26 protein-coding genes, 2 tRNA genes and 1 pseudogene are annotated in these 23952 nt (G+C 60.9%); 20 read left to right on the forward strand and 9 right to left on the reverse strand.

The genetic code is table 11. From position 1 onward, the window contains the following. Positions 1-186: 186 nt before the first annotated feature. From mscL to N2600_RS01245, 5 genes are all read left to right on the forward strand, one after another. Positions 187-624, forward strand: coding sequence for a large conductance mechanosensitive channel protein MscL (gene mscL / locus N2600_RS01225; protein ID WP_162119234.1), 438 nt, complete (start codon positions 187-189; stop codon positions 622-624). 111 nt (positions 625-735) lie between these two features. Continuing rightward, on the forward strand, positions 736-1902 hold the full coding sequence (locus N2600_RS01230; protein WP_260297744.1) for a pyridoxal phosphate-dependent aminotransferase: 1167 nt from the start codon (positions 736-738) through the stop codon (positions 1900-1902). A gap of 406 nt (positions 1903-2308) precedes the next feature. Further along, a complete protein-coding gene (gene galE / locus N2600_RS01235; RefSeq protein ID WP_260297745.1) occupies positions 2309-3343 on the forward strand; it encodes a UDP-glucose 4-epimerase GalE in 1035 nt (344 codons plus the stop codon). 108 nt (positions 3344-3451) lie between these two features. After that, on the forward strand, positions 3452-5413 hold the full coding sequence (locus N2600_RS01240) for a putative bifunctional diguanylate cyclase/phosphodiesterase (RefSeq protein WP_260297746.1): 1962 nt from the start codon (positions 3452-3454) through the stop codon (positions 5411-5413). Between the two features lie 81 nt (positions 5414-5494). Beyond that, positions 5495-6544, forward strand: a complete 1050-nt coding sequence (locus N2600_RS01245; protein ID WP_260110031.1) for an enoyl-CoA hydratase/isomerase family protein — start codon at positions 5495-5497, stop codon at positions 6542-6544. A gap of 12 nt (positions 6545-6556) precedes the next feature. On the opposite strand, the gene N2600_RS01250 is transcribed toward N2600_RS01245, so the two are convergent. Both N2600_RS01250 and N2600_RS01255 read right to left on the reverse strand, forming a co-directional pair. Next, positions 6557-8614 carry an ATP-dependent helicase gene (locus N2600_RS01250; protein ID WP_260297747.1) on the reverse strand — a complete coding sequence of 686 codons (2058 nt, stop codon included), beginning with the start codon at positions 8612-8614 and terminating at the stop codon, positions 6557-6559. Positions 8615-8721: 107 nt separating this feature from the next. After that, complete coding sequence (locus tag N2600_RS01255; RefSeq protein WP_260297748.1) at positions 8722-8988, reverse strand: hypothetical protein; 267 nt, start codon at positions 8986-8988, stop codon at positions 8722-8724. Positions 8989-9148: 160 nt separating this feature from the next. On the opposite strand from N2600_RS01255, the gene N2600_RS01260 reads away from it, so the two are divergent. Continuing rightward, a complete protein-coding gene (locus tag N2600_RS01260; protein WP_260297749.1) occupies positions 9149-9409 on the forward strand; it encodes a BON domain-containing protein in 261 nt (86 codons plus the stop codon). A gap of 110 nt (positions 9410-9519) precedes the next feature. Beyond that, a complete protein-coding gene (locus N2600_RS01265; protein WP_260297750.1) occupies positions 9520-9780 on the forward strand; it encodes a hypothetical protein in 261 nt (86 codons plus the stop codon). 229 nt (positions 9781-10009) lie between these two features. On the opposite strand, the gene N2600_RS01270 is transcribed toward N2600_RS01265, so the two are convergent. Continuing rightward, positions 10010-10252, reverse strand: coding sequence for a DUF982 domain-containing protein (locus tag N2600_RS01270; protein ID WP_162119242.1), 243 nt, complete (start codon positions 10250-10252; stop codon positions 10010-10012). Positions 10253-10569: 317 nt separating this feature from the next. Between N2600_RS01270 and N2600_RS01275 the strand changes: the two genes are divergently transcribed. Next, positions 10570-10959, forward strand: a complete 390-nt coding sequence (locus tag N2600_RS01275) for a hypothetical protein (RefSeq protein ID WP_445944932.1) — start codon at positions 10570-10572, stop codon at positions 10957-10959. Positions 10960-11167: 208 nt separating this feature from the next. Here N2600_RS01275 and N2600_RS01280 read toward each other — a convergent pair. Next, positions 11168-11242: transfer RNA gene (locus N2600_RS01280), tRNA-Thr, on the reverse strand. A 153-nt stretch (positions 11243-11395) separates the two neighbouring features. Here N2600_RS01280 and N2600_RS01285 point away from each other — a divergent pair. From N2600_RS01285 to N2600_RS01330, 10 genes are all read left to right on the forward strand, one after another. After that, a complete protein-coding gene (locus N2600_RS01285; RefSeq protein WP_162119243.1) occupies positions 11396-11590 on the forward strand; it encodes a hypothetical protein in 195 nt (64 codons plus the stop codon). A 107-nt stretch (positions 11591-11697) separates the two neighbouring features. Beyond that, positions 11698-12990: a UDP-N-acetylglucosamine 1-carboxyvinyltransferase gene (gene murA, locus N2600_RS01290; RefSeq protein WP_017966944.1), complete on the forward strand. Its 1293-nt coding sequence runs from the start codon at positions 11698-11700 to the stop codon at positions 12988-12990. 123 nt (positions 12991-13113) lie between these two features. Then, the gene (locus N2600_RS01295) at positions 13114-13545 is read left to right on the forward strand and encodes a DUF2948 family protein (protein WP_017966945.1); all 432 of its coding nucleotides are present in this window, start codon (positions 13114-13116) and stop codon (positions 13543-13545) included. 56 nt (positions 13546-13601) lie between these two features. Next, a complete protein-coding gene (gene hisD, locus N2600_RS01300) occupies positions 13602-14900 on the forward strand; it encodes a histidinol dehydrogenase (protein WP_260297752.1) in 1299 nt (432 codons plus the stop codon). Positions 14901-14904: 4 nt separating this feature from the next. Continuing rightward, positions 14905-15378: a UPF0262 family protein gene (locus N2600_RS01305; protein WP_003545319.1), complete on the forward strand. Its 474-nt coding sequence runs from the start codon at positions 14905-14907 to the stop codon at positions 15376-15378. Beyond that, entirely contained in the window at positions 15375-15860 is a 486-nt protein-coding gene (locus tag N2600_RS01310) for an arsenate-mycothiol transferase ArsC (protein WP_170262281.1), read from the forward strand. Before N2600_RS01305 ends, N2600_RS01310 begins: the two co-directional genes overlap by 4 nt. Positions 15861-15982: 122 nt before the next feature. After that, entirely contained in the window at positions 15983-16201 is a 219-nt protein-coding gene (gene infA / locus N2600_RS01315; protein ID WP_003545338.1) for a translation initiation factor IF-1, read from the forward strand. A 37-nt stretch (positions 16202-16238) separates the two neighbouring features. Continuing rightward, entirely contained in the window at positions 16239-16859 is a 621-nt protein-coding gene (locus N2600_RS01320; RefSeq protein WP_003556345.1) for a Maf-like protein, read from the forward strand. A 32-nt stretch (positions 16860-16891) separates the two neighbouring features. Then, complete coding sequence (gene yacG, locus N2600_RS01325) at positions 16892-17104, forward strand: DNA gyrase inhibitor YacG (RefSeq protein WP_017966948.1); 213 nt, start codon at positions 16892-16894, stop codon at positions 17102-17104. A gap of 281 nt (positions 17105-17385) precedes the next feature. Beyond that, positions 17386-17461, forward strand: a tRNA-Phe gene (locus tag N2600_RS01330). 111 nt (positions 17462-17572) lie between these two features. Here the strand turns inward: N2600_RS01330 and N2600_RS01335 are convergent. Further along, on the reverse strand, positions 17573-18265 hold the full coding sequence (locus N2600_RS01335) for a winged helix-turn-helix transcriptional regulator (protein WP_260297753.1): 693 nt from the start codon (positions 18263-18265) through the stop codon (positions 17573-17575). Positions 18266-18442: 177 nt separating this feature from the next. Between N2600_RS01335 and N2600_RS01340 the strand changes: the two genes are divergently transcribed. Beyond that, positions 18443-18769, forward strand: a complete 327-nt coding sequence (locus N2600_RS01340) for a DUF1330 domain-containing protein (protein WP_170276805.1) — start codon at positions 18443-18445, stop codon at positions 18767-18769. 125 nt (positions 18770-18894) lie between these two features. Beyond that, entirely contained in the window at positions 18895-19425 is a 531-nt protein-coding gene (locus N2600_RS01345; RefSeq protein ID WP_445944943.1) for a hypothetical protein, read from the forward strand. Positions 19426-19803: 378 nt separating this feature from the next. On the opposite strand, the pseudogene N2600_RS01355 reads toward N2600_RS01345, so the two are convergent. The 4 genes and pseudogenes from N2600_RS01355 to N2600_RS01370 form a co-directional block, all read right to left on the reverse strand. Beyond that, positions 19804-20067 (reverse strand): annotated as a pseudogene (locus N2600_RS01355) (transposase); the annotation flags it as partial. Positions 20068-20074: 7 nt separating this feature from the next. Beyond that, the gene (locus N2600_RS01360; RefSeq protein WP_222386420.1) at positions 20075-21520 is read right to left on the reverse strand and encodes an HlyD family type I secretion periplasmic adaptor subunit; all 1446 of its coding nucleotides are present in this window, start codon (positions 21518-21520) and stop codon (positions 20075-20077) included. A gap of 14 nt (positions 21521-21534) precedes the next feature. Then, positions 21535-23250 carry a type I secretion system permease/ATPase gene (locus N2600_RS01365; protein WP_222386419.1) on the reverse strand — a complete coding sequence of 572 codons (1716 nt, stop codon included), beginning with the start codon at positions 23248-23250 and terminating at the stop codon, positions 21535-21537. A gap of 90 nt (positions 23251-23340) precedes the next feature. Then, positions 23341-23916, reverse strand: coding sequence for a hypothetical protein (locus N2600_RS01370; protein WP_003584165.1), 576 nt, complete (start codon positions 23914-23916; stop codon positions 23341-23343). Positions 23917-23952: the final 36 nt, after the last annotated feature.

Below are 23952 nucleotides of genomic sequence, written 5' to 3' on the forward strand. Positions count from 1 at the left end.
CCCGCCGGGACCTCCCGCAACGTTGCTCAGCTTAAGTTATTTCAAGCACTTTGAGAATTCCCGCCGGTCTAGGCCTTAAGTCAAAGACCGCACGGGGGTATGCCCAAATAATTACGATTGCCGATTGATTAATTGCAATGAAGATGTAGCTAATAAAAACAATTGTATCAGAGGGAGTCGGATCCGATGCTCAATGAGTTCAAGGCCTTTATCGCCCGCGGCAATGTCATGGATCTTGCAGTCGGTGTCATCATCGGCGGCGCCTTCGGTGGCATCGTCAAATCTCTGGTGGATGACCTCATCATGCCGATCGTCGGCGCCATTTTCGGCGGCTTCGATTTTTCGAATTACTTCCTCCCGCTCTCGTCGGCCGTCAACGCACCGACGCTTGCCGCCGCCCGCGCTCAGGGAGCGGTCTTTGCCTATGGCAGTTTCCTCACCGTGCTCATCAACTTCCTCATTCTCGCCTGGATCATCTTCCTGATGGTCAAGGGCGTGAACACCATGCGTGCGCAGGTCGAGCGCCAGGAAAAGGCCGCACCGGAAGAGATGCCACCACCGCCGGCAGACGTTCAGCTGCTGACGGAAATCCGCGATCTTCTCGCCAAGCGCCCGACGGCTTGATCCCGTCCGCTCCGCCCGGGCTCAATCATCACGAAAATCGATAAGCCATCACCGGATGTCATGAGATTTGCCGGCGCAAATCCGCTATGAAGGCGGAAACCGGAGATATGCATGTCGATCGTCAGCAGCCTCAGCCCGCGCGCCTTGGCGGCGCCCGAAAGCGGGATCGTCGAAGTCGTCAATTATGCCCGTGGCCGCGAGGGTCTGCTGCCGCTCTGGGTGGGCGAGGGCGATCTGCCGACGCCCGATTTCATCAGCCGGGCGGCGATGGAGGCGCTTGCATCAGGCGAGACCTTCTACACCTGGCAGCGCGGTATTCCGGAGCTTCGCCAGGCGCTTTCCGATTATTACAGCAGACATTTCGGAATCCGGCTTCCGGTCGAACATTTCTACGTCACCGGCTCCGGCATGCAGGCGATCCAGATCGCCGTGCAGGCGCTGACCTCGCCGGGCGACGAATTGGTTTACCTCTCGCCTTCCTGGCCGAATATCGCCGCGGCTCTCGAAATATCCGGTGCGCGCTCGCTCGGTGTCGAGCTGCAGTTCGAAGCCGGTAAATGGGCGGTCGATCTGAACCGCATCGAAACCGCGATCACCCCGAAGACCAAGGGTATCTTCATCAACACGCCGTCGAACCCGACGGGCTGGACGGCAACGAAGCAGGATCTTGGCGATATCCTGGCGCTTGCCCGCAGACACGACCTCTGGATCATGGCGGATGAAATCTACGCCCGCTACTATTTTGCCGGCGGCCGAGCCCCCTCTTTCCTCGATGTGATGGAAGAGGGCGACAAGGTCATCTTCGTCAATTCCTTCTCGAAGAACTGGTCGATGACCGGCTGGCGCGTCGGCTGGATCGCAGCACCCCCTGAGATGGGCCAGGTGCTCGAAAACCTCATCCAGTATTCGACATCGGGTGTGGCACAGTTCATGCAGAAGGGCGCCGTCGCCGCCCTTGATCAAGGTGACGATTTCGTCGCTGCCAATATCGCCAAGGCGGCTCGCTCCCGCGATATTCTCTGCGATGCGCTAATCGCCACCAACCGGGTCGAGACTTTGAAGCCGGATGGTGCGATCTACGCCTTCCTGAAGATCGACGGCGTCGCCGATAGCCGCAGCGCAGCGCTCGATATCGTCGACAAGACTGGCGTCGGCCTTGCCCCCGGCACCGCTTTCGGCCGAGGCGGCGAACTCTTCCTGCGCGCCTGTTTCCTGCGCGACCCCGCGCAGGTGGCGACCGCGGCCGAGCGTCTCTGCGATTATATCCTCAAGCTCTGAGAAGTGTCCGCCTGCAGCGAAAAGGAGAAGATGTCATGGCTATTTCCGTAGGAGATCGCCGAGGTCTGCCCCTCATCCGCCTGCCGGCACCTTCTCCCCGCTCGCGGGGCGAAGGGGTATGCGGCGACATCTCGGTCCCCATTGACGTCGCGCAGGGCACGTCCCCTCTCCCCGTCAGAACGGGGAGAGGGTTAGGGTGAGGGGCAGCCATCAGCCGCGAATGCCGCGATTTTGTGCCGGAATCGCCGGATCGATAAAACTCTAGCAAAGCCCGAAATCGGCCTCTAACCACGACTCCAAACATACCCGTCCAAGGGCCTTCCAATGGCCGTTCGATAAGAAAATTGGAAAGAAAAACCGGCGCCTGATGCCCCTGCTTGTAAAAACGAAAGCAGGGACGCGGGACATGGCGGTTTTGGTGACGGGCGGGGCCGGATATATCGGCAGTCACATGGTTTGGGCGCTGCTCGATGCGGGCGAGGACGTGGTCGTGCTCGACCGCCTCTCCACGGGCTTTCGCTGGGCCGTGGCGCCGGCGGCGCGTTTCTATCTCGGCGACATTGCCGATCCCGACATATTGAAAAAAGTCTTCATCGAAAACGACATCGAGGCGATCATCCATTTCGCCGGCTCCGCCGTCGTCCCGGTCTCGGTCGCCGATCCGCTCTCCTACTACGACAACAATTCCGGCAAGACCCGGGCGCTGCTGAGCGCTTCGGTCAAGGCCGGTATCCGCAACTTCGTCTTCTCTTCGACGGCGGCCGTTTACGGCCAGCAAAAGACCGATCTGCCGGTGAAGGAGACGGCCCGTCTCAATCCGGAAAATCCTTACGGCCAGTCGAAGCTGATGACCGAGTTCATGCTGCGCGATGCCGCCGCCGCCTATGATTTCAACTATGTCGCGCTGCGCTACTTCAACGTCGCCGGCGCCGACCCGCGTCATCGCGCCGGTCAGTCGACTTCAGGCGCCACGCACCTCATCAAGGTCGCCTGCGAGGCAGCGCTCGGCAGGCGTGACAGCGTCAATGTCTACGGCATCGACTATCCCACCCATGACGGCACCGGCGTGCGCGACTACATCCATGTCAGCGATCTCACCGATGCGCATCTGAAAGCGTTGCAGCACCTGCGCAGGGACAAGGGCTCGCTCGTTGCCAATTGCGGTTATGGCAGCGGCTATTCCGTGCTCGACGTGCTGAACATGGTCACCCGCCTGCACGGGCATTCCTTCAAGATCCACATGGCGCCGCGGCGCGCCGGCGATTCGGCAAGCGTCGTCGCAGACGCTTCGCTCGCCCGGCAGGTGCTCGACTGGAAGCCCAGATACGATTCGCTGGAAACCATCGTTCAGAGCTCGCTCGATTGGGAACTGTTCCTGTCGAACAAGAGCGTCGACGACCTGCACAGTATCCACCGGGCACTGGCCGCCGCTTCGTTCTGATGCAGAAGCCTGTTTACCATCCCCGCGCCTGCGGGGACCACATGCCGTGACGTGAATAAGGAAAAATCAAGCTTTCTCTGGCTGGCTCTGGCCGACGGAAAGGAGAAGATGAAGAACTTTCTGGCCTCATTGCAGCTGCAAAAAGACAATCCGACGCTCCTGACGGCGCAGTTCCGGGCCTTGTCGTCGCAGATCCCCATTCTCTATGTTCTGCTGATCATCAACGCCCTTGCGGTGGCGATCACCCACCTCAAATCCGCACCCCTTTGGCTCTCGCTCTACATTCCGGTGGTCTTGAGCGTCGTCTGCGTCTTCCGTCTCTGCTGGTGGGAGATCCGGGGCAAGGAAGATGTGACAGCCGAGCGGGCCTACAGGCTGATGAAGGTGACGATATCGGGGGCCGGCATCCTGGCCGTTGCTTTCGGCGGCTGGGCGATCGCGCTTTACCAATATGGCGATGCTTCCCAGCAGGGGCAGATCGCCTATTTCCTCGTCGTGACGGGCATCTCCTGCATCTTTTGCCTGATGCACCTGCCGATGGCGGCGGCGCTGACCACCGTCATCACCTTCTCGGCCATGATTGCGACCTTCATGTTCTCGGGCAATCCCGTTTTCGTGGCGACCGCCGTCAGCGGACTCTTCCTGATCCTGCCCTTCCTCAGGGTGATCAACAGCTATTTCCAGAATTTCGTCGGTCTCGTGCAATTGACCGAGGAACTGAAGCAGAAGCAGGCAGAGGCCGAGGAACTGAACCTCGTCAATAGCCGCAACGCCCTGCATGACCAGCTGACCGGCCTTGCCAACCGCCGCAGCTTCTTTCTGTCGCTGGAAAAACGGCTGCAGAAAGATCCATCCTCGCCGCCAGTCCTCGGCATTCTCGATCTCGATGGCTTCAAGCCCGTCAACGACGTCTTCGGCCATGCCGCTGGCGACCTCGTGCTCAAGGAGACGGCCCGCCGCTTCGTCGCGCTGGTCGGCGAAGAGGGCATCGTCTCCCGTCTCGGCGGCGATGAGTTCGGGATCATCTTCCCCTGCTCGATGACACGCCAGGCGATCGCCGATCTCGGTCAGGCGCTCTGTGCTGCCGTCCGCGACCCTTTCGAAATCCCCGATGGCTCGGTCCGCGTCTTCGGCTCCTGCGGCATCGTCTATCCCGATATCGGCACATATACCGCCGAGGATCTCTACGAGAAAGCGGATTTCGCCCTCTATCAGGTCAAGAGCAAGCGCAGCAGCGGCGTCGAATTCTTCTCGGCCGAGCACGAGAAGATCCTGACGCAGCGCCACCTGATCGAACTCGAACTGCAGGCGAACGATTTCGCCAAGGAATTGAAACTCGACTATCAGCCGATCGTCGAATTGAAGAGCGGCCGCGTCGTCGCTTACGAGGCTCTTGCCCGCTGGGACAGCGCCCGCTTCGGCCGTATCAGCCCGGACGCCTTCATCCCCGCTGCCGAGCGCACGGCGGTCATCGGCCGCATGACACGCATCCTCTTCGCCAAGGCGCTCGAAGCGCTGGCGATCATTCCACGGCATCTCAGGCTGTCCTTCAATCTCTCGGCGCGCGATATCTGCGACCACGAAACGTCGATGGCGCTGCTTGCGATGATCACCCGCTCCGGCATCGATCCCAGGCGCATCGAATTCGAGATTACCGAGACGGCGCTGCTCTCCGATTTCGACGCCGCCGACCAGGTGATATCGATGCTGCGCGCTGCCGGCATCTCGATCGCGCTTGACGATTTCGGCACCGGCTATTCGAGCCTCAGCCATATTCATCGTCTCGCCTTCGACAAGCTGAAGATCGACAAGTCTTTCGTGATGAATTTCGATCGCGACGCCCGTTGCATGAACATCACCCGCTCGGTCGCCAATCTCTGCCAGAATCTTGGCATTGCCTCCGTCGCCGAAGGCGTCGAAAGCGAAGAGATCGCCGAGGGATTGAAGGCGATGGGCGTTCGCCTGGCGCAGGGCTATCATTTCTCGCGGCCGCTGACGCTGGAACTTGCCATTGATTACGCCGTCCGGTGCGAGGCCGAAGCCTCCGCCCGCAATTCGCTGTCTGCCTGAACCAATCTCCCGGCCGGACTTGAATCGACTGGAGCGAAGCTACGTCGTCGTCTATTCATGGTCGTAACAATGAGGTGAACCATGCAAGGCGAAGTCATCATTGAACAGCGGGGGACTGCGGGCGTCATCCGCCTCAACCGGCCGCGGGCGCTGAACAGCCTGACCCTGCCGATGATCGGTGCGATCACTGCTTCCCTTCATGATTTTGCCGGTGACCCCGAGGTGGCATGCGTCGTGATGACGGGAGAGGGCGAACGCGGCTTCTGTGCCGGCGGCGATATCCGCGCCCTGCATGAGAGCGCCCGCGCCGGCGATGGCCTTGCAGGTACCTTCTGGCGCGAGGAGTTCCGCCTCAACCATCTGATCGCCGCCTATCCCAAACCCTATGTCGCGCTGATGGACGGCATCACCATGGGCGGCGGCGTCGGCCTGTCCTCGCACGGCCGCCACCGCATCGTCACCGAGCGCACGCGGCTGGCCATGCCCGAAACCGGCATCGGCTATGTCCCGGATGTCGGTGCCACTTGGCTGCTGCCCCGTGCGCCGGGCGAGGCCGGAACATGGCTCGGCCTGACAGGGCTCGATATTGGTGCGGCCGATGCGATCCACGCCCGCCTTGCTGACCTTCAGATCGCCTCGTCGCGGCTCGGCGAGGTGGTCGACGCTCTCTCCGGCCTGCCGCGCGCCAGCTCATCCGGCGATGTCGATGCCGCGCTGCAGGCGTTTTCGGAGCCTCAGGGAGAAAGCCGGCTCAAGCAAAACGCGGCGATGATCGATCGCGGATTTCGGTTCGACAGCGTCGAGGAGATCCTGGCAGCGCTTGCCGCGGAGGAGGGCGAATTCGCCGCCGAGACGCGCCGGGTGCTGCTGACGCGTTCGCCGACCAGCTTGAAGCTCGCTTTGCGGCTGCTGAGGGCCGGCCGCCGCAGCGCCTCGCTTGCCGAATGCCTCGGCCGTGAACTCGGTGCCTGTCTGCAGATGCTGGATAATCCCGATTTCTTCGAGGGCATCCGCGCCGCCATCATCGACAAGGACCGCAATCCGCAATGGTCGCCGGCAACTGTCGAGGCTGTGGGGGCCGCAAGGGTCGAGCATTTCCTGAAACCGGCCGAACCGCCGCTTTCACTCTGAACTCTATCTGACCTATCGCCACATTCCGCGCATGCGGGCGCCGACATCGATGCGCACCTGCCGCGCCTGCGCTTGCGCGGCCTCCGATTTTCCCTGCGGCCAGCTGCAGGCCTCGAAGAACTGCAGCAGGGTCGCGGGAATGAAGCGGCTGCGGGAGGCATAGACGTGCCGGTCGCCCTGCGAGTTCTGCCCATAGGTGAAGAAGCGCCGCGGCACGACGAGGTCGAGACCATCCCTGGCGCGTGTCATCGCCACATAGAGCAGCCGGCGTTCCTCCTCGATTTCGGCGGTGGTGCCGACGGCGAGATCGCTCGGTATGCATCCGTCGACGACGTTCAGCATGAACACCTTCGTCCATTCCTGGCCCTTGGCGGAATGGATGGTGGAAAGGATGAGGTAGTCCTCGTCGAGAAGCGGCACGCCTGCCTGGTCGCTGGTCGCATCCGGCGGATCGAGGGTGAGTTCGGTCAGGAAACGCTCGCGCGAGGCATAACCGCCGGCGATCTGTTCGAGCTGCAGCAGATCGGCCTGCCGCGTCGCTGCGTCCTCGTGCAGCCGTTCCAGATGCGGCGCGTACCATTGCCGCGCCAGGCCGATTTCCGCCGGCCAGCCGGCCTTGCCGGTCTTCAGCTCCTGCAGCATCGAAACGAACATTGTCCAGTCCTCGCCCGAGCGGGGCGGCGCCGGCATGGCAGCAAGAGCAGAAATCGGACTGGCATCCTCGGCCATCAGGTCGAGCGTCTTCTGCGCCGTCGACGGCCCGACGCCCGGCAGGATCTGCACCAGCCGGAAGCCCGCCACCCGATCGCGCGGGTTCTGTGCGAAGCGAAGGGCGGCCAACATGTCCTTCACATGCGCGCTGTCGAGAAACTTCAGCCCGCCGAACTTGACGAACGGAATGTTGCGCCGGGTCAGCTCGACCTCCAACGGCCCGCTGTGATGCGAGGCGCGGAAGAGCACGGCTTGCTGCTTGAGCGTGAGGCCTTCCTCTCGGTTGTCGAGCACCATGTCGGTGATGTAGCGCGCCTGCTCGGCCTCGTCGCGCACCGTGACCAGGCGCGGCCGCTCGGAGGATTGCCGCTCGGTCCAGAGGTTCTTGGTAAAGCGCTCCGAGGCGAGATCGATGACGGCGTTGGCGGCGGCGAGGATTGGCTGCGTCGAACGGTAATTGCGGTCGAGCGTGACGATATTGGCCGCCGGGCTGAAGGCGGCGGGAAAATCGAGGATATTGCGCACCGTCGCCGCGCGGAATGAATAGATCGACTGCGCATCGTCGCCGACCACGGTCAGCCCCTGGCCTTCGGGCTTCAGCGCCAGCAGGATCGAGGCCTGCAGCCGGTTGGTATCTTGATACTCGTCGACCAGCACATGGTCGAAGCGGCTGCCGATATCCTCGGCAATGACAGCCTCGCCGACCATCTGCGCCCAGTAGAGCAGCAGATCGTCGTAATCGAGCACGTTCTGGCTCTGCTTGGCCTCGACATAACAAGCGAAAAGTTCGCGCAGCTGTTTCTCCCACGCCGCGCACCAGGGAAAGACGTCGCGCAGCACGAGGTCGAGCGCGGTTTCCGAATTCACCGCCCTGGAATAGATGGCAAGGCAGGTGCCCTTGGTGGGAAAGCGGCTTTCCGTCTTGGAGAAGCCGAGGTCGTGCCGGATCAGGTTCATCAGATCGGCGCTGTCTTCGCGGTCGTGTATGGTGAAATCCGGATCGAGGCCAATCTGCTCGGCATAATCGCGCAACAGCCGCGCGCCGATGCCGTGGAAGGTGCCGGACCAGGAAAGCGCGTCCGCCATGACGCCGGCGTTTGCACCAAGCACATCGCGGCAGATGCGCTCGACGCGCCGCGCCATCTCGGCGGCTGCTCGGCGCGAGAAGGTCATCAGCAGGATGCGGCGGGGATCGGCGCCCTTGACGATCAGGTGGGCGACCCGATGCGCCAAGGTATTCGTCTTGCCAGAGCCGGCGCCGGCAATGACCAGCAGCGGCCCGGCAATATGGCTGCCGTCGATGAGCGTGCCGTGCTCGACGGCCATGCGCTGCTGCGAATTGAGCTTTTCGAGATACATCCAGCCGTCCGGTCGGGCTCCCGCAGAATCACTGGGGAAAGATTAGATGTTCCTTGAATGTTCGCGATTGCCGTCCCTGTCAAGCGATCTGGCGCGCGAGCAACACCTCAGTCGGGAAAGTCCGGGCCGATCTCGCGCCGTACCAGCTTCAGGCTGCGGTCGGGCTGAAGGATATAGGTTTCCTCAACGCGCTGGCCCGTTCCGTTGTAAAACTGGTTGTAGACGACGCTGCCGACCGGCGATTTGGTGAGCTTCGTTCGCGGTTTGCCGCCATAGGTGATGCTGCCCGGAATGGGTTCCAGCGCCGGCCTATCGGCCGAGGAGCAGCCGGCAAGCAATGCCCCGGCAAACAAGGCGGGCAGAAGCGCTTTCATTGTCATCATCCCTCATTCGACTGCAGCCAGATATGGAAGCCGCGGCGCCTTTCGCCAAGGATCGTCCATGCCAGGGTCCACGGGAAACAACCCAGCGCACCGCAACGAAATGCTTTGCCGAGGCGTTAACGGATATCAACTGACATCAGGAGAGGCCACTGTGCTCGGCTTTGCAGCATTCACGAACCATGAGGAATCCGGCCGTCAGGGTCACAGCGACGCGGCGACACGCGCCTCGGTGGAGAGCGCCCTTCATGCCGTCGACGATATCGAAGTGGCGGAAATCATCGTCGACATATCGGGCTCATATGTAATCCTGGAAGGTTTCATACGCCGGCGGGGTGATGTCGAGCGGGCGATCGAGATTGCCGAGAGCGTCGTCGGCCGAGGCTATGTGCGCAGCCGCCTGCTGCGACGCTGAAATCGTAAGATGGTGCCCCGGCCCTCTGCTCATCTGTCCATGCGATGCATAAGGGGAACCAAGTGCTCTCCCGCGTGTTGAAATGCCGGATCTAAACGCTGGAGACCCTCATGTCGTTGCTTCTTCGCCTTTGGGCAACCACCTTGATTTCAGGCAGTGTCTTTGCCGGCTCCGCCTACGCCTCGCTGGAAAACGGCACAAATTATTCCGCTTTGCCGAAGGACCAGATCGCCCTCAACGAATATACCGGGGCCATCGCCTGCACGCCGGCAGAGCCTCAGTATTTGCCGTCCTTCATCCGCGCATCGGATGGCACGATCATCGGTGTCGGTTATATCGAAGTGGAGAGTGAGGGCGGCGCGAACTGCTGAGGCGTCCGCTTTACTCAGACGAGGCTCGCCTGCGTTTCCGCAGAGGTGACGAGCCTCTAACCATCATCATGATGGCTGGGCATCTTCTAACCTGTACAGGGCGCAACGCCCTTTGCACCAAAACCCGGCACGCACTTGTTGCAGGGTTAAACCAAAATTAAAGCATTGTCCCGTTCCGGCACGCTTGCGCGCCAGAAGGCGAAGATCGCCAAAATTCCTTGCCGAACTGCTAATGCAGCTTCAGCTTCGCTTCTTCGGCGGCCGCCAGGAACTCGGCTCTTGCTTCTTCCACGCTCTTGCGCCCGTCGAGCGCCGCCCGGCAGGCACTGCGGGCCTTGATGTAGTGAAGCCCGCGCACACTCGGCCAGAGATCCGCCAGGCACTTCAGCGCATCGAACGGCCCATTGACCGTTCGCGCATCGGCATCTTCGAAACCAACCTTGACCGGGCTGTTCCATCTTTCAGTTGCCATCGACACTCCTCCACGATTTTCGACAGAAACGAAGTGCAACGCTTCCCTATCCTTAGGGACACGCCGCCATAATACGCATTCTAGCGGGATTTTTGCGGTCAACAATGGTGAATCGTTTGATGCTGATGAGGCGAAGTGTCGATCGCGGAAGAGGTCGCGGACGCCCGGGAGTCATGAGCAGCTTTTTAAACAGTCGCAAATAAGTTTGTATGGCGCCAGCGCCACACCGCCGCTACCATGCTCGCGGACATGAGAGGTTCAACGTGGTTTGGAATCGAAAAGGAATTCGAGCTGCTTTTGTTTGCGGGGCACTGGCAATGCCGGCCGTTGCCGGCGGCGCGGAGATATCTGCTGAAGACGCCTTGCTGGCGCGTATTTCCAGCGAGGTTATCCCTAGAATGCAGCGTGAATATTTGCGTACCAACCTTGAGCGGCTGGGGAAGGGGGAGACGATAGATATCGCCGTCTATATTCTATCAGAGAGCGTTGATCGATGGTATGTCGAGGGCATTTTTGATGGGGTTAATGCCCTGCCCCATCCGCCAATCCCAGGTGAAGAGGTGGTGGTAACAGGCGAACTGATCCAACAGTGGCAGTTATCCCCTTTCCTACCTTATTATCTGGAAGTCAACGACATTCCCGATTGTACTGCAATGCTGTCCAATTCATGCCGATGGCAGCCCCTCACCCTAACCCTCTCCCCGTAAAAACGGGGCGAGGGGACGTGCCCTGCGAGAGGTGAGTGGGGGACGGAGAGGTAGCGGCATATCCCCTTCGCCCCGCAAGCGGGGAGAAGGTGGCGGCAGCCGGATGAGGGGCCGGTCTTGCGCCCAGTCCACATTCTTATGGCAGCACACGGCTTCCTGCTTGTCTAGCCGCGCGGCGAGAAATAATGTCCGATACTTGAGAGAAAACTGGTGCTGCCGAGTGGGATTGAACCACCGACCTCACCCTTACCAAGGGTGTGCTCTACCACTGAGCTACGGCAGCAGGACCAGACCGCGGAGCCGAGCGGCTCAATTGCGGGAACGGGGCGGCTATTGCCACAGCTTGACGACAAGCGCAAGCCGCAAAATCAAACTTCGCGTGGATAGAGATGCAAGGGACTTTTGGATTGGCGCGAATTCAGCTAATTCTGCTCACATGAACGACAAGACCGAAACCGGCCAGAAGAGCCGTAAAGAGGCGATCGAGGCACAGGCGAAACTGCGCCGTGAACGCGCCGCCGAAAAGCTCAGGGAAAATCTGGGGAGACGCAAACAGCAGGTCCGCGCCCGCCGTTCCGGCCAAGCCGACGAAACAAATGGACTGCCCGCCGCAAAAATGGACGAATCGTAATGTTCCGTCCGTCGCGAATTGAAGCGTGTCGATAAATCCCCTAAACACCTCACTCCTTATTTCAAGGCAGAACTTTCAGGAAAGGCGGGCGCTGCCCGTAAGCGCACATGGATCGTATCAGAATCGTCGGCGGTAATGAGCTGAATGGCATCATTCCGATTTCCGGCGCCAAGAATGCTGCACTGCCGCTGATGATCGCCTCGCTTCTGACCAGCGACACGCTGACGCTCGAAAACGTGCCGCACCTGGCCGATGTCGAGCTGCTGATGCGCATCCTCGGCAACCACGGCGTCGACGTCGCCGTCAACGGGCGGCGCGAGCGCCAGGAAGACTCCTATGCGCGCACGATCCATTTCACCTGCCGCACCATCGTCGATACCACCGCATCCTATGAACTGGTCTCGAAGATGCGCGCCTCCTTCTGGGTCATCGGGCCGCTCTTGGCGCGCGAAGGCCATTGCCGCGTTTCGCTGCCGGGCGGCTGTGCCATCGGCACGCGCCCCGTCGATCTCTTCATCGAGGGCCTGACGGCGCTCGGCGCGACCATGGAGATCGATGCCGGTTATATCAACGCCAAGGCGCCTGCCGGCGGCCTGATCGGCGCACGCTACACCTTCCCGAAGGTCTCCGTCGGCGCCACCCATGTGGTGATGATGGCGGCAACGCTTGCCCGCGGCACGACTGTCATCGGCAATGCCGCCCGCGAGCCTGAGGTCGTCGATCTCGCCAACTGCCTGAACGCCATGGGCGCCAAAATTACCGGCGCCGGCACGGCGACGATCACCATCGAAGGTGTCACCTCGCTCTCCGGCGCTCGCCATCGCGTTCTGCCGGATCGCATCGAGACCGGCACCTATGCCATGGCCGTCGCCATGGCCGGCGGCGACGTCGTGCTCGAAAATACCGACATGGCGTTGCTCGAAACCGCGCTTGAAACGCTGCGCCGCGCCGGTGCGGAAATCTCGTCGACCAACAACGGCATGCGCATCAAGCGCAACGGCGCCGGCATCAGACCGGTCGATATCGTCACCGATCCTTTCCCGGGTTTCCCCACAGATCTGCAGGCGCAGTTCATGGCGCTGATGACCCGTTCTTCCGGCGTCTCGCATGTCACCGAGACCATCTTCGAAAACCGCTTCATGCATGTGCAGGAGCTTGCCCGCCTTGGCGCCAGGATCTCGCTGTCCGGCCAGACGGCGAAGATCGAGGGTGTCCAACGCCTGCGCGGCGCGCCTGTTATGGCGACCGATCTGCGCGCCTCAGTCTCGCTCGTCATCGCCGGCCTTGCCGCCGAGGGCGAAACCACCGTCTCCCGCGTCTATCACCTCGACCGCGGTTTCGAGCGGCTCGAGGAAAAGCTGACCCGCTGCGGCGCCATCGTCGAGCGCATCAGCGAATGAGGAGAGGGTGCTAAGGCGCCCTTTATCCTGGTTGCGTAATTGGCCGCAGCGCCTTATTTCCCTTGTCTGACGCATCGCCATTCCGGCGGTGCCCGGCCTTGGCCGCCAATGGGATGAGACGGAATGACCGACCTGAAACTTGTTGCGCTCGATGACGAGGATCTTGCGATCATTTCCGCGCATATGCAGGACAGCGTCTTCAAGGTCGGCGACATCGACTGGTCGCCGCGCGACGCGCAGTTCGCGCTTGCCGTCAATCGTTTCGTCTGGGAAGGTGCCGAGCGCAAGCGCAGGGGTTTCGAGCGCCGCCGCGCTGCCCTGGTCTTCAAGCGCGTGCTTGCCGTCCGTTCGCTCGGCATCGATCGTGGCAAACGTGACGAGGTGCTGTCGCTGCTGGCGCTGCGCTTCGAAAAGAAGGGCGAGGGGCCTGATGGTACGGTTGAGCTGGCGCTGTCGGGCACGGCGTCGATTGCGCTGGATGTCGAATGCATCGAGGTCCAGATGGCCGATATCGGCGGCGCCTGGGCGGCTGTCGCCAAGCCTCGCCACCGCTAGTGCCTGACGCCTTGAGTTTGAACATCGCAGTTTCGAGTTGAGAAGGAATATCGGCCTTGGCAATCTGGCTGGATCAGGCATCGGAAGGTTTCGAGCAGCATTTTGCTGCTTTTCTGACGACGAAACGTGAAGTCTCCGAGGATGTGAACGTCGTCGTTCGCGCCATCATCGATGATATCAGAGCCCGCGGCGATGTCGCGCTGGCCGAATATTCGCTGAAATTCGACGGCATCGATTACGCCACCGTGCCGATGCGCGTCACAGCTGAAGAGATCGACGCGGCGATCGAGGCCGTGCCTTCGGAAGTGCTGGGCGCGCTGAAGCTCGCCGCACTGCGCATCGAATCCCATCATCGCCGGCAGCTGCCGAAGGACGATATCTACGAGGACGATATGGGCGTCGGTCTCGGCTCGCGATGGACGGCGATCGAAGCGGTCGGGCTCTATGTTCCGGGCGGCACTGCGAGCTATCCAAGCTCGGTGCTGATGAACGCCGTACCGGCCAAGGTCGCCGGCGTCGATCGCATCGTTATCGCCGTTCCCGCCACCGGCGGCGCCGTCAACCCGGCGGTGCTTGCCGCTGCCAAGCTGGTCGGCGTCACGGAGATTTATCGTGTCGGCGGCGCCCAGGCGATCGCGGCTCTTGCCTATGGCACCGAGACGATCGCCCCGGTCGCCAAGATCACCGGCCCCGGCAATGCCTATGTCGCCGCTGCGAAGCGCCATGTCTTCGGCACCGTCGGCATCGATATGATCGCCGGCCCTTCCGAAGTGCTGGTCATTGCAGACAAGGACAACAATCCGGATTGGATCGCCGCCGACCTCTTGGCACAGGCCGAGCACGACGTTAGTTCCCAGGCGATCCTGATTACCGACGACGCCGCATTCGGCAAAGCGGTGGAGCAGGCGGTCGAACGCCAGCTGAAGACGCTCACCAGGGCCGAGACGGCGGCAGCGAGTTGGCGCGATTTCGGCGCGGTCATCCTCGTTGCTGATCTGAAACAGGCCATTCCGCTGGCAAACCGTATCGCTGCCGAGCATCTGGAACTCGCCGTCGCCGATCCGGACCGGCTGCTCGACGGCATTCGTAATGCCGGCGCGATCTTCATCGGCGCCCATACGCCTGAGGTGATCGGCGATTATGTCGGCGGTTCGAACCATGTGCTGCCGACGGCGCGGTCGGCGCGCTTCTCCTCCGGTCTTTCGGTGCTCGATTTCGTCAAGCGCACCTCGATCCTGCGTCTCGGCCCGCAGCAGCTCCGCACCCTCGGCCCGGCGGCGCTCGCCCTTGCCGTTTCCGAAGGCCTAGATGCCCATGCGCGATCGGTCGCGATCCGCCTCAACCTCGAAAGGTGAGGGCATGGCGAAGGGCGATTTCCGGCTTTGCGACGTCGTCCTTGACGATACGATCGGCCGTTCGACGCCCGACGTCGAGCATGAACGCGCCGTCGCCATCTTCGATCTGATCGAGGAGAACAGGTTCGAGCCGCTCGGCCATGCCGGCGGGCCTTACCGGCTGAACATCTCGCTGGTCGATTCGAAGCTGGTTTTCGCCATCACCACCGAAGAGGGTGGCGGCGTCGCCACCCATATCCTGTCGCTCACGCCCTTCCGGCGGATCGTCAAGGATTACTTCATGATCTGCGAGAGCTATTACGAAGCGATCCGTTCGTCGACGCCGAGCCGCATCGAGGCGATCGACATGGGCCGGCGCGGCATCCACAATGAAGGCTCGCAGACGCTGAAGGATAGGCTGGCCGGCAAGATAGAGGTCGATTTCGATACCGCCCGGCGCCTTTTCACGCTGGTCTGCGTGCTCTACTGGCGCGGATGACGGCGATGGAGCGCGCCGTCGACATCGAAGAGGGAAAGCGGCCAGGCGCCATACTCTTCATGTGCGGGATGAATGCCATCCGCTCGCCGATGGCAGAAGCGATCGCCCGTGGTATTCTGCCCGCCAATACTTATATCAGGTCCGCTGGCGTTCGCGCCGGCGAGCGCGATCCCTTCGTGGATGCAGTGCTCGAGGAGATCGGGCTTTCCCTCGGGCGCCGCCAGCCGCAGACGCTGGAAGAGCTCGAGGACGATTATTTCGATCTGATCATCACGCTGTCGCCGCAGGCCCATCACGCAGCACTCGAACTGACGCGGTCGAGTGCGGTCGATGTCATCTACTGGCCGACCATGGATCCAACGGTTGCGAGCGGAACGCGCGAGCAGATTCTGCAAAGCTATCGCGAGGTCCGCGATCACCTGGCCGGCCTCATCGAAAGCCGGCTACTCAAGCGAAATGGCATTGCCGCGCAATCGGCATGAAAACAAATAAAGGAAAGCCTGATCAACAAGGTTCACAAACCTTCGTTGATTGTGTAGTTTCCGCGCAAATTTCAAGGCGCGCGCTGCGCTGCCTATTCAACTCACAGGAAGAAAACACTTATATGCCTAAAGAAGAAGTCCTCGAATTCCCGGGAATTGTCACCGAACTTCTGCCGAATGCGACGTTCCGCGTGAAGCTCGAAAATGAACACGAGATCATCGCCCACACCGCCGGCCGCATGCGCAAGAACCGCATCCGCGTTCTCGCTGGCGACAAGGTGCTTGTGGAAATGACGCCCTACGATTTGACCAAGGGCCGTATCACCTACCGTTTCAAATAAGCTTGCCCCACTCCCGTCTGCCGGTGGTCGAGGTTCCATGGCGCTGAAATACAAGCTCATTCTGGCCTCGGGCTCGCCCCGTCGCGTCGACCTGCTCAACCAGGCCGGCATCGAGCCCTCGCGCCTGATGCCGATGGATATCGACGAGGCGCCGAAGAAATCGGAGCATCCGCGGTCGCTCGCCCGCAGGCTTTCGGCTGAGAAGGCGGAAGCAGCCCTTGCCGCCATCAAGGGCGATATCACCTGGAAGGGCAGCTATATCCTGTCTGCCGATACGGTGGTCGCCGTTGGACGGCGCATCCTCGGCAAGGCTGAGTTCGCCGATGAGGCGTTGAACTCGCTGCATCTCTTGTCGGGACGCAACCATATGGTCTACACCGGCGTTTGCCTGGTGACGCCGGATCGAAAGATCCGTCAGAAGATCGTCGAGACCAAGGTCCGCTTCAAGCGTCTCTCCGGCTTCGAGATCGAGAACTACCTGGCCTCCGGCCAGTGGCGCGGCAAGGCAGGCGCCTACGGCATCCAGGGCCTTGCCGGCACCTTCGTGCAGAAGATGGTGGGCTCCTACACCAATGTCGTCGGCCTGCCGCTTTATGAAACCATTCTGCTTTTGACCGGCGAAGGCTTCGATGTGCATAGCCGGTGGCCCGAGGGCTGAGCCCGACGGCTAATCCCATAGGATGAACCGATATGCCTGAAGACAAGAAAGCGGCCGCCAAGGTCGAACCGCTGCGCAAGACGCGCCCCTGCCCCGAATGCGGCAAACCCTCCCATCGCGAACATTACCCCTTCTGCTCCAACCGCTGCCGCGAGGCCGACCTCTCCCGCTGGCTGACCGGCGCCTATGCCATTCCGGTTGCCGACGACGAGACGAAGGCCGAATATCCGGATGAGGAAAACTAGTGCATTTCGCGCAAAGGTGCGCCGCGGTTTTGGGACAACGACAGCATCAATCAAAGATCCAAAGCGGGGCGCATGAATCCGCTATCGGCGCGACGCGCTTGAAAGAATTCCGCCAGCGAAGCTCTTATTTTTCCTCACGAATCCGCAAAGCCGACAAGACCGTCAAAAAAGAGTCATTTGACGCTTGCCATGGGCGAACAAGATGCTATAACCCCGCTCGCTTCCGGGGTGAACCAAGGCCCCGCGGTTCTTTTCTGAAAAGAACCATTGGAAGTAGGTTAGCCCAGGTAGCTCAGTTGGTAGAGCAGCGGATTGAAAATCCGCGTGTCACTGGTTCGATTCCGGTCCTGGGCACCACTCAGCCCCCTAAAACCAATGTCATATACACAGTATCGGAATAGTATAGATATTTCAGTGGCTTAGTCTATGCCTCACGCCTGATATGCAGGGGGGGAGCACTCGCCTCTGCTAGGCCGCGCGCTTCGGTTCGATCGCAAAGGGGCTGAGCCCCAACCACGTCTGCATTTTCTTTGCGATATCATGGTCGCCGGTCAAGGCGACCTTCGCTCCGGCCTTCTCGACCGTGACCAGCCCCATCCAGATCTCGGTCATGGTGTGCAGGTCGGTCGAAACATAAAGGTCAACGTCGAACCCCGGATCGTACCAGCACAGATCGACCTCACCACGCTTTTCGACGATCAGCCACCACGACCGTTTGGACGCCGGCAGGTCCTGATACAGAAATTGTATCACCGTTCTGCCCTCGGGTAGCGGGGAGGGGTTCAGATTGCGCCGCATGTCCCACATCAGAAGCGACGGATCGAGATTCTTCAGGGACAGCCGGGATTCGACCCATTTCTGTCCCCAGAAGCCCATCGCCTCGACAACGGGGCGCAAATCACGGCCCGCTTCCGTCAGCTGATATTCGAAGATGCCCTTCTCGCCCTGGATCTCCTTGCGCACGACGATTCCCGACAGCTCCAGCTCCTTGAGCCGTTGCGACAGAAGGGTCGGCGACATTTTTGGCACGCCCCGGCGCAGATCGTTGAAACGGGTCGACCCCGCCACCAATTCGCGCATCAGCACCATCGTCCAGCGGGTGCACAGCACCTCGGCGGCCATCGATAGTGGGCAGAACTGTTTGTATCCGTGCTGAGTCATGATTTTAGCCTCTCCTTCCAACCTCTCGGGAACCATAGGCCTTCGCCCGCGGCGCGGCGAGTACAGAAACTGTACCGGCCCAGTACAGTTCGAGGACTGGCTGGCGGGCCCTTACCGTGCGAGCCCTTTGTCCGGTGCACGGGATGGCCTGTGCGCGGCAACCAGGAGACATAACCCATGACCGTTTACGTCATTGCAGACATCAAGGTGAAGGACCCACAGTGGATGCCGGCCTACGCCGCTTCGGTCCACGACCTCGTTCACAAGCACGGAGGCAGATATCTGTCGCGCAGCGGCAACGTGGAGACGCTTGAAGGCAAGCCGCTCGACACAACCCTGATCGCCCTGATGGAGTTCCCGTCGGAGGTGGCGGCGCGCGCCTTCACCAACGATCCCGCCTACTCTCCCTTCGTGTCGGCCCGTCAGGGCGGCAGCGACAGCCGTTTCCAGTTGATCGACAACACCGATCTGGCTGGAACGATTTCCTATCTGCCGAAGGGATGATTCTTCCTGGAACTCGTAGCCTCGAATTCGGATCACCAAGCAACAACAGTCGCAGCGCTTGCCTATCGGACCTCCATATTTTCGATGGCCGGCCCGCTGTGCTTCTCAGGAAGAATGGAATGAATATGACAATCAACTTTTACAACAGGCTTCTCATGGCCGCGGCCGTGCTGTCCGCCTGCGCCACATTCGCACAGGCGCATCAGAAGGCCGCCGCGCCTGAAACCGGTCCCAATCCGCTGGCCGACAAGGTTCGGGCTGCGAACAGCCGTTTTCTTGACGTCAAGGCTGCCACATCGGAGGGCTATGTGCCCATCCCCTGCGCCAGCGGCATCACCGGCGGGGCCATGGGCATCCACTATGTCAATGGCCAGTACTTGAAAGACGACAAGATCGATCTGGCTCGCCCCGAAGCCGTCATGTACGAGCCGATGGCCGACGGCACGCTCAAGCTGATAGCGGTCGAATACATTACCTCGAAGGGGCCGGCCGCGCTGGACGGACATCTGTTCAATTTCAACAGCGCGCCCAACCGCTACGGCCTGGGTGAATTCTACGAACTGCATGTCTGGGCCTGGAAGGGCAACCCGACAGGTACTTTCGCCGACATGAATCCGAAGGTGTCATGCGATCCGACGACCGCCCCAAGCCAATAGAGGATCAGGCCAGGCGGCACCATTGCCGCCTGGCCGTTCGGCCGGCTCCCGCCGGAAGGCGCCTCCGAGCGTCAAGGTCCGCGACTTTGGGTGCCAGGCCCTCGGCAAGTGGCGCCCTACGGGGGTCAACGACGTGGCCGCCAACGGGGGCTTCGTCAGTGTCGGCATCACCGCCCGCACGACCGAGTTCGTGGCTGCCGAAACCGCACGTGGCGCCAGCGCATTGGAGTGTGGGCGTTATCCGCACGCTCGACGCCGAGATGGCGAGCCTCAACATCGCTGGCGACCCCTTCCACCCCAAAGGAATTACACGATCAAACCGCGCCAGCTGCCGTAATCGTGCGATTATTGTTCGAAGTCGCCTTAGTGTCGCCCTTTCAATGTCTTGGCCAGCATCTCGCTCAGTGTTGCCGCCGAAAGCATCGATTCGGCCAAAAGTTTCTTGAGCTTCTGGTTCTCCTCCTCCAGTGCTCTCAACCTTTTGGCATGGAGACCGACATTCCCGCACTGCAGGGATTGCCACCGATAGAAGGTCGGCTCGCTGATACCGTGCTTGTGGCAAACATCTGCCACCGTCACCCCGGCTTGGTGCTCCTTCAGAATACCGGTAATCTGGTCGTCGTCGAATTTTCGTTTGCCCATCACGGTCTCAGTCCTCGCGAAATGCTCTGTTGAAACTGTCGAGGAGTGGTCTGACAGCATAGAGCGCTACGCTGCTTTTGCCGGTTTCGATCAGTGTCTGTGCGGGCATGCCGGCGACCAGCGCGACGTCTTTCATTTTCGCCAACCGCTCGTCCGTGACACGGATTGTCGCGGCAAAGTAGGGTTGGCCGTTCTGCGTATCGGTGAGGCGGTCGGCTGACACATACTCCACCCGTCCTTTCAGGAGGGGAACGCGCCGCTGATTGTATGGAAGAAGGTGCACCTGTGCCTCCAGCCCCGCATGGACAAGATTGATGTCCTCCGGTCTGACATGGGCAGACACGATCAGGCGGTCGGAGCGTGGCAGAAGATCGACCAGCGGTTCGCCCGCGCCGATCACGCCACCTGATGTGTGGATGCGCAGGTTCATGATTGTTCCATCTTCGGGAGCCCGGATATCGGTCCTTGAAAGTTGGTCGTCGATCGCCCGCAGGCGCTCGCGCAATTGCATGATCCGGCTTTCCGTATCGCGCATGCCTTGGGCGACTTCGCTCAACCGGTCGCTCTCAAGCTTTGCGAGATCGGCCTGCGACTCGCTGATCACCTGGTAGGCGCGAGAGATCTGTGCCTCGACCTGGCCCTGCTGGCCGTCAAGGTCTGCTTTTTCGCGCTCGAGGTTGAGAAGCCTGCTCCTTCGTTCCAGGCCCTTGGCGGCGAGCACCGTAACCTGATCCAGTTCCTCCTGCGAGATTGCGGCTCTGTCGGCCAGTGCCGCCTTCTGCGCGCCAAGCCCGACGATTTCCTGCCGCACCTGCGCGATTTTTTCATTGCCGATCTGAATTTCCGCCCGCATGACCCGGCGGCGGGCCTCGAAGATTTTCTGTTGCCCGATCAGAATCGCGCTGACCGAAGGATATTTGTCCATGGCTACCCTGAGATCCTCGGGATAGGCGACATGGTCGCCGCCCGTCTGCTCGGCAAGTAGGCGGGCGCGGCTTCCTTCGGCGTCCCAAAGCTGCCCTTGGATGCTGTCGCGCTCCGAGCGAGACTTCGTATCGTCGAGTGCTATCACGATTTGCCCGGCCACCACCGTATCGCCGTTCCTGACGAGGATCCGTCGGACGATTCCGCCCTCGAGATGCTGAATGGTCTTGCGGCTGGACTCCGGTTCGATAACGCCCGATGCGACCGCAGCGCTTTGCAGCGGCGCCAGGACCGACCAGATTCCCAATCCGACGATGAAGACCAGGATCAACATGTTCCCCGTCCAGACAACCCCTCTGAGTCCCGGCATCGGCGAAGGGGCGGCGGGTCCGCGCTGTTTCTGTTCGATCACCGGCAAATAGGCCGTCTGTTGCCTGGCTGTCGCTGCCGGTCGTTGAGCCAACTGCCGACCTGTCCTTGACGAATTTGATAATTTCGCCGGCGTTGCATCCAGTTGAACAAGGGTCATGGCAGCATTTCTCCCTAGGTTCCTGTTCGCGACGGTGGTTGAAGATAGGTTTCGTAAATCCGCTCGCTGTCGCCGAAGGCAGCCACCGTCCCGTTACGCATGATGGCAATCTTGTTGGTGGCCGGCAGGATACCCATCCGGTGCGTTATGATAACGACGGTCATTCCCCTGGATTTCATGCGCTCGATTGCCGCAAACAGCATGCGTTCGCCGTCATAATCCAAGCTCGAATTCGGATCGTCGAGAACGATAAGTGACGGATTCCCATAAGCCGCCCGTGCCAGCCCCAGCTGTTGGCGCTGAGCCCGAAGGAGCAGGTTTCCACCGTCACCGATATCGGTCTCGTAGCCCTGCGGCAGCCGCATGATGGCTTCATGCAATCCAACTAGCTTTGCGGCGTCGATGGCTTTGCCGGGGTCTCCCCCGTCCAGCCGGCCGATCACATCCTTGATTGCTCCGCCGAAGAGTTCGATATCCTGCGGCAGGTATCCGACGTGGCAAGTCCCCCCGCAAAGGCGCAGAGCCGAGATATCGACCCCACCGAGAAGAGCATATCCGCTCGTTGCCGGCACAACGCCTGCCATGATGCGACCCAATGTCGATTTTCCCGATCCCGACGGACCGATGAGAGCTATGCAATCGCCTGGCGCGAGCCGCAATGTGATATCAGTCAGTATTGGCCGATCGGCGAATGGCTTGAAATAGCTGACGTTTTCGAGAACGAGGCCATTGGGTTCCGGTCGCGGCACCATTCGGGCGTCGCGTTCCGATGCAACTGTAATCAGCATTCTGTTCAAGCGATTGAAGGCGTTGCGCGCAAACATAAAGGAGCGCCATGCGCCTATTGCGCCCTCGATCGGTGCGAGCCCGCGCCCGAGCAGCAGGCTCGCAACGAAGATGATTCCCGGACTGCCGCTGTTGACGAGCACCAGCCAGGTCGCCGATCCCATCATCAGGATCTGCGCCAGTGTGCGGATCGATTTGGAGAAACCAAGAATGATCTCCGTGCGATGCATCGCTATGTCCTGGGCCCTTCTTGCCATCTCCGCATCGCGATAGACGATCAGCGCTGCGCCATCCTGCATGCCCATTGCCCGGATCACCTCGATGTTTTTGAGGGCGGTCGCAAATCGGATATAGCTCCTCGAAAGGGCGAGATTGGCGTGGGCAAGCGGCTCGCGTGTCGCCAGTTCCGTCATGAACGCAAACAGCAGAAGTGCAACTGCGCACAGAAGACCGATGGTCCCAAGCAGCGGGTGAACAAGAAAGAGCAGAAGCAGGAATACCGGCGCCCAGGGAACGTCAAATAAAAGCGAGCTGGCCGGTGAATCGAGGAACTGGCGTAGCGCGGAGAGATCCCTGTAACACTCTGTGGCGGCTCCCGTATCGGCGTGAGCGGCATATTCGAACGATGCGGTGAGCACCATGGGCCGTAGCCTGTGGTCCAGCCAGCTGCCGATGCGCGAAAGAGCTGCCCTGCGCACGATATCGAGCGTCGACCCGACCAACACGGCGATGGCGATGATCATCGTCAGCATCAGGAGCGTGTCGGCGCTTCGGCTCGACAGGACCCTATCGTAGATCTGCAGGAGATAGATGGAAGGCGTGAGAAGAAAGAGATTGTAGCCGAAGCTGTAAACGAAGACCAAGCCGAAGGCTCCGGCACAGGCCCGGAGTGCAACAACGAGCTGCGTCGGCGGGCACGGTGGCTTTATGGAAATTGTTGTCATTATCAGATCTCGCTGCACTTGATACTGACAAGAAGAGGATGCTTACCTTGAGGGCCGCCGGCCGAAACCAGCGGCCCTTGAGGTCTGAGTTCAGGAGCCGAGATGGTCGACGTCGATATGGCCGAAGGCGTTGATGAAGTGATCGAGAGAATTGGTCACCGTCGTCGTTTCGGGATCCGTGTGAACCAATGCCGACGAGATATCGCCGCCGTGAGCCATGTTTCCGTTGCCGCCGTTGCCGCCGACACCGGCGAGGATGGTGGCATGCTGATCGGCCATAAGCTGCGTATATTGTGTCGCGGTCGTCGCCGCAGCCACCGCAGCCGTGTCGCCGCCGCTTGTGTTTCCTTGACTGCCGTTGGAGTTGGAATCTCCGCCCGCGCCGCCGGCGCCGCTATGCGCGATTGCCGCTAGGAAGTTGTTCTGGGCTTGGCTAAAGCCACCGTTTCCGCCATGGCCGGCGTCCCAGTCTGCCGTCTGCCAAACGTGATCGCCGTTGTGCACATCGGTCGTTGCCCCGTAGACCTTTTGTGTGGGGTCGACATAGGCGACCGGGTTGTAGTTGATGTTCCCATCGTTGTGGCCATCACCACCGTTGCCGGCATTCGCGTCACCCGCATCCGGATGATTGAGATGAATCGTGTCGGATATTTGTGGAATAGGCATTGATGTCACTCCTTCTAGTTGGTTTGCGAGTTAGTT

This window comes from Rhizobium sp. WSM1274, assembly GCF_025200775.1.
Lineage (GTDB): Bacteria > Pseudomonadota > Alphaproteobacteria > Rhizobiales > Rhizobiaceae > Rhizobium > Rhizobium leguminosarum_I.

Coding starts and splice junctions, on each gene's coding strand:
- N2600_RS01310 (WP_170262281.1), top strand. CDS start 15,375: ATGACGGCGATGGAGCGCGCCGTCGACATCGAAGAGGGAAAGCGGCCA.
- N2600_RS01340 (WP_170276805.1), top strand. CDS start 18,443: ATGACCGTTTACGTCATTGCAGACATCAAGGTGAAGGACCCACAGTGG.
- yacG (WP_017966948.1), top strand. CDS start 16,892: ATGCCTGAAGACAAGAAAGCGGCCGCCAAGGTCGAACCGCTGCGCAAG.
- murA (WP_017966944.1), top strand. CDS start 11,698: ATGGATCGTATCAGAATCGTCGGCGGTAATGAGCTGAATGGCATCATT.
- infA (WP_003545338.1), top strand. CDS start 15,983: ATGCCTAAAGAAGAAGTCCTCGAATTCCCGGGAATTGTCACCGAACTT.
- N2600_RS01250 (WP_260297747.1), bottom strand. CDS start 8,614: ATGTATCTCGAAAAGCTCAATTCGCAGCAGCGCATGGCCGTCGAGCAC.
- N2600_RS01370 (WP_003584165.1), bottom strand. CDS start 23,916: ATGCCTATTCCACAAATATCCGACACGATTCATCTCAATCATCCGGAT.
- N2600_RS01365 (WP_222386419.1), bottom strand. CDS start 23,250: ATGACAACAATTTCCATAAAGCCACCGTGCCCGCCGACGCAGCTCGTT.
- N2600_RS01305 (WP_003545319.1), top strand. CDS start 14,905: ATGGCGAAGGGCGATTTCCGGCTTTGCGACGTCGTCCTTGACGATACG.
- N2600_RS01230 (WP_260297744.1), top strand. CDS start 736: ATGTCGATCGTCAGCAGCCTCAGCCCGCGCGCCTTGGCGGCGCCCGAA.
- galE (WP_260297745.1), top strand. CDS start 2,309: ATGGCGGTTTTGGTGACGGGCGGGGCCGGATATATCGGCAGTCACATG.
- mscL (WP_162119234.1), top strand. CDS start 187: ATGCTCAATGAGTTCAAGGCCTTTATCGCCCGCGGCAATGTCATGGAT.
- N2600_RS01265 (WP_260297750.1), top strand. CDS start 9,520: ATGTCGTTGCTTCTTCGCCTTTGGGCAACCACCTTGATTTCAGGCAGT.
- N2600_RS01245 (WP_260110031.1), top strand. CDS start 5,495: ATGCAAGGCGAAGTCATCATTGAACAGCGGGGGACTGCGGGCGTCATC.
- N2600_RS01270 (WP_162119242.1), bottom strand. CDS start 10,252: ATGGCAACTGAAAGATGGAACAGCCCGGTCAAGGTTGGTTTCGAAGAT.
- N2600_RS01255 (WP_260297748.1), bottom strand. CDS start 8,988: ATGAAAGCGCTTCTGCCCGCCTTGTTTGCCGGGGCATTGCTTGCCGGC.
- N2600_RS01320 (WP_003556345.1), top strand. CDS start 16,239: ATGGCGCTGAAATACAAGCTCATTCTGGCCTCGGGCTCGCCCCGTCGC.
- N2600_RS01345 (WP_445944943.1), top strand. CDS start 18,895: ATGACAATCAACTTTTACAACAGGCTTCTCATGGCCGCGGCCGTGCTG.
- N2600_RS01335 (WP_260297753.1), bottom strand. CDS start 18,265: ATGACTCAGCACGGATACAAACAGTTCTGCCCACTATCGATGGCCGCC.
- N2600_RS01295 (WP_017966945.1), top strand. CDS start 13,114: ATGACCGACCTGAAACTTGTTGCGCTCGATGACGAGGATCTTGCGATC.
- N2600_RS01240 (WP_260297746.1), top strand. CDS start 3,452: ATGAAGAACTTTCTGGCCTCATTGCAGCTGCAAAAAGACAATCCGACG.
- N2600_RS01285 (WP_162119243.1), top strand. CDS start 11,396: ATGAACGACAAGACCGAAACCGGCCAGAAGAGCCGTAAAGAGGCGATC.
- N2600_RS01360 (WP_222386420.1), bottom strand. CDS start 21,520: ATGACCCTTGTTCAACTGGATGCAACGCCGGCGAAATTATCAAATTCG.
- N2600_RS01275 (WP_445944932.1), top strand. CDS start 10,570: ATGCCGGCCGTTGCCGGCGGCGCGGAGATATCTGCTGAAGACGCCTTG.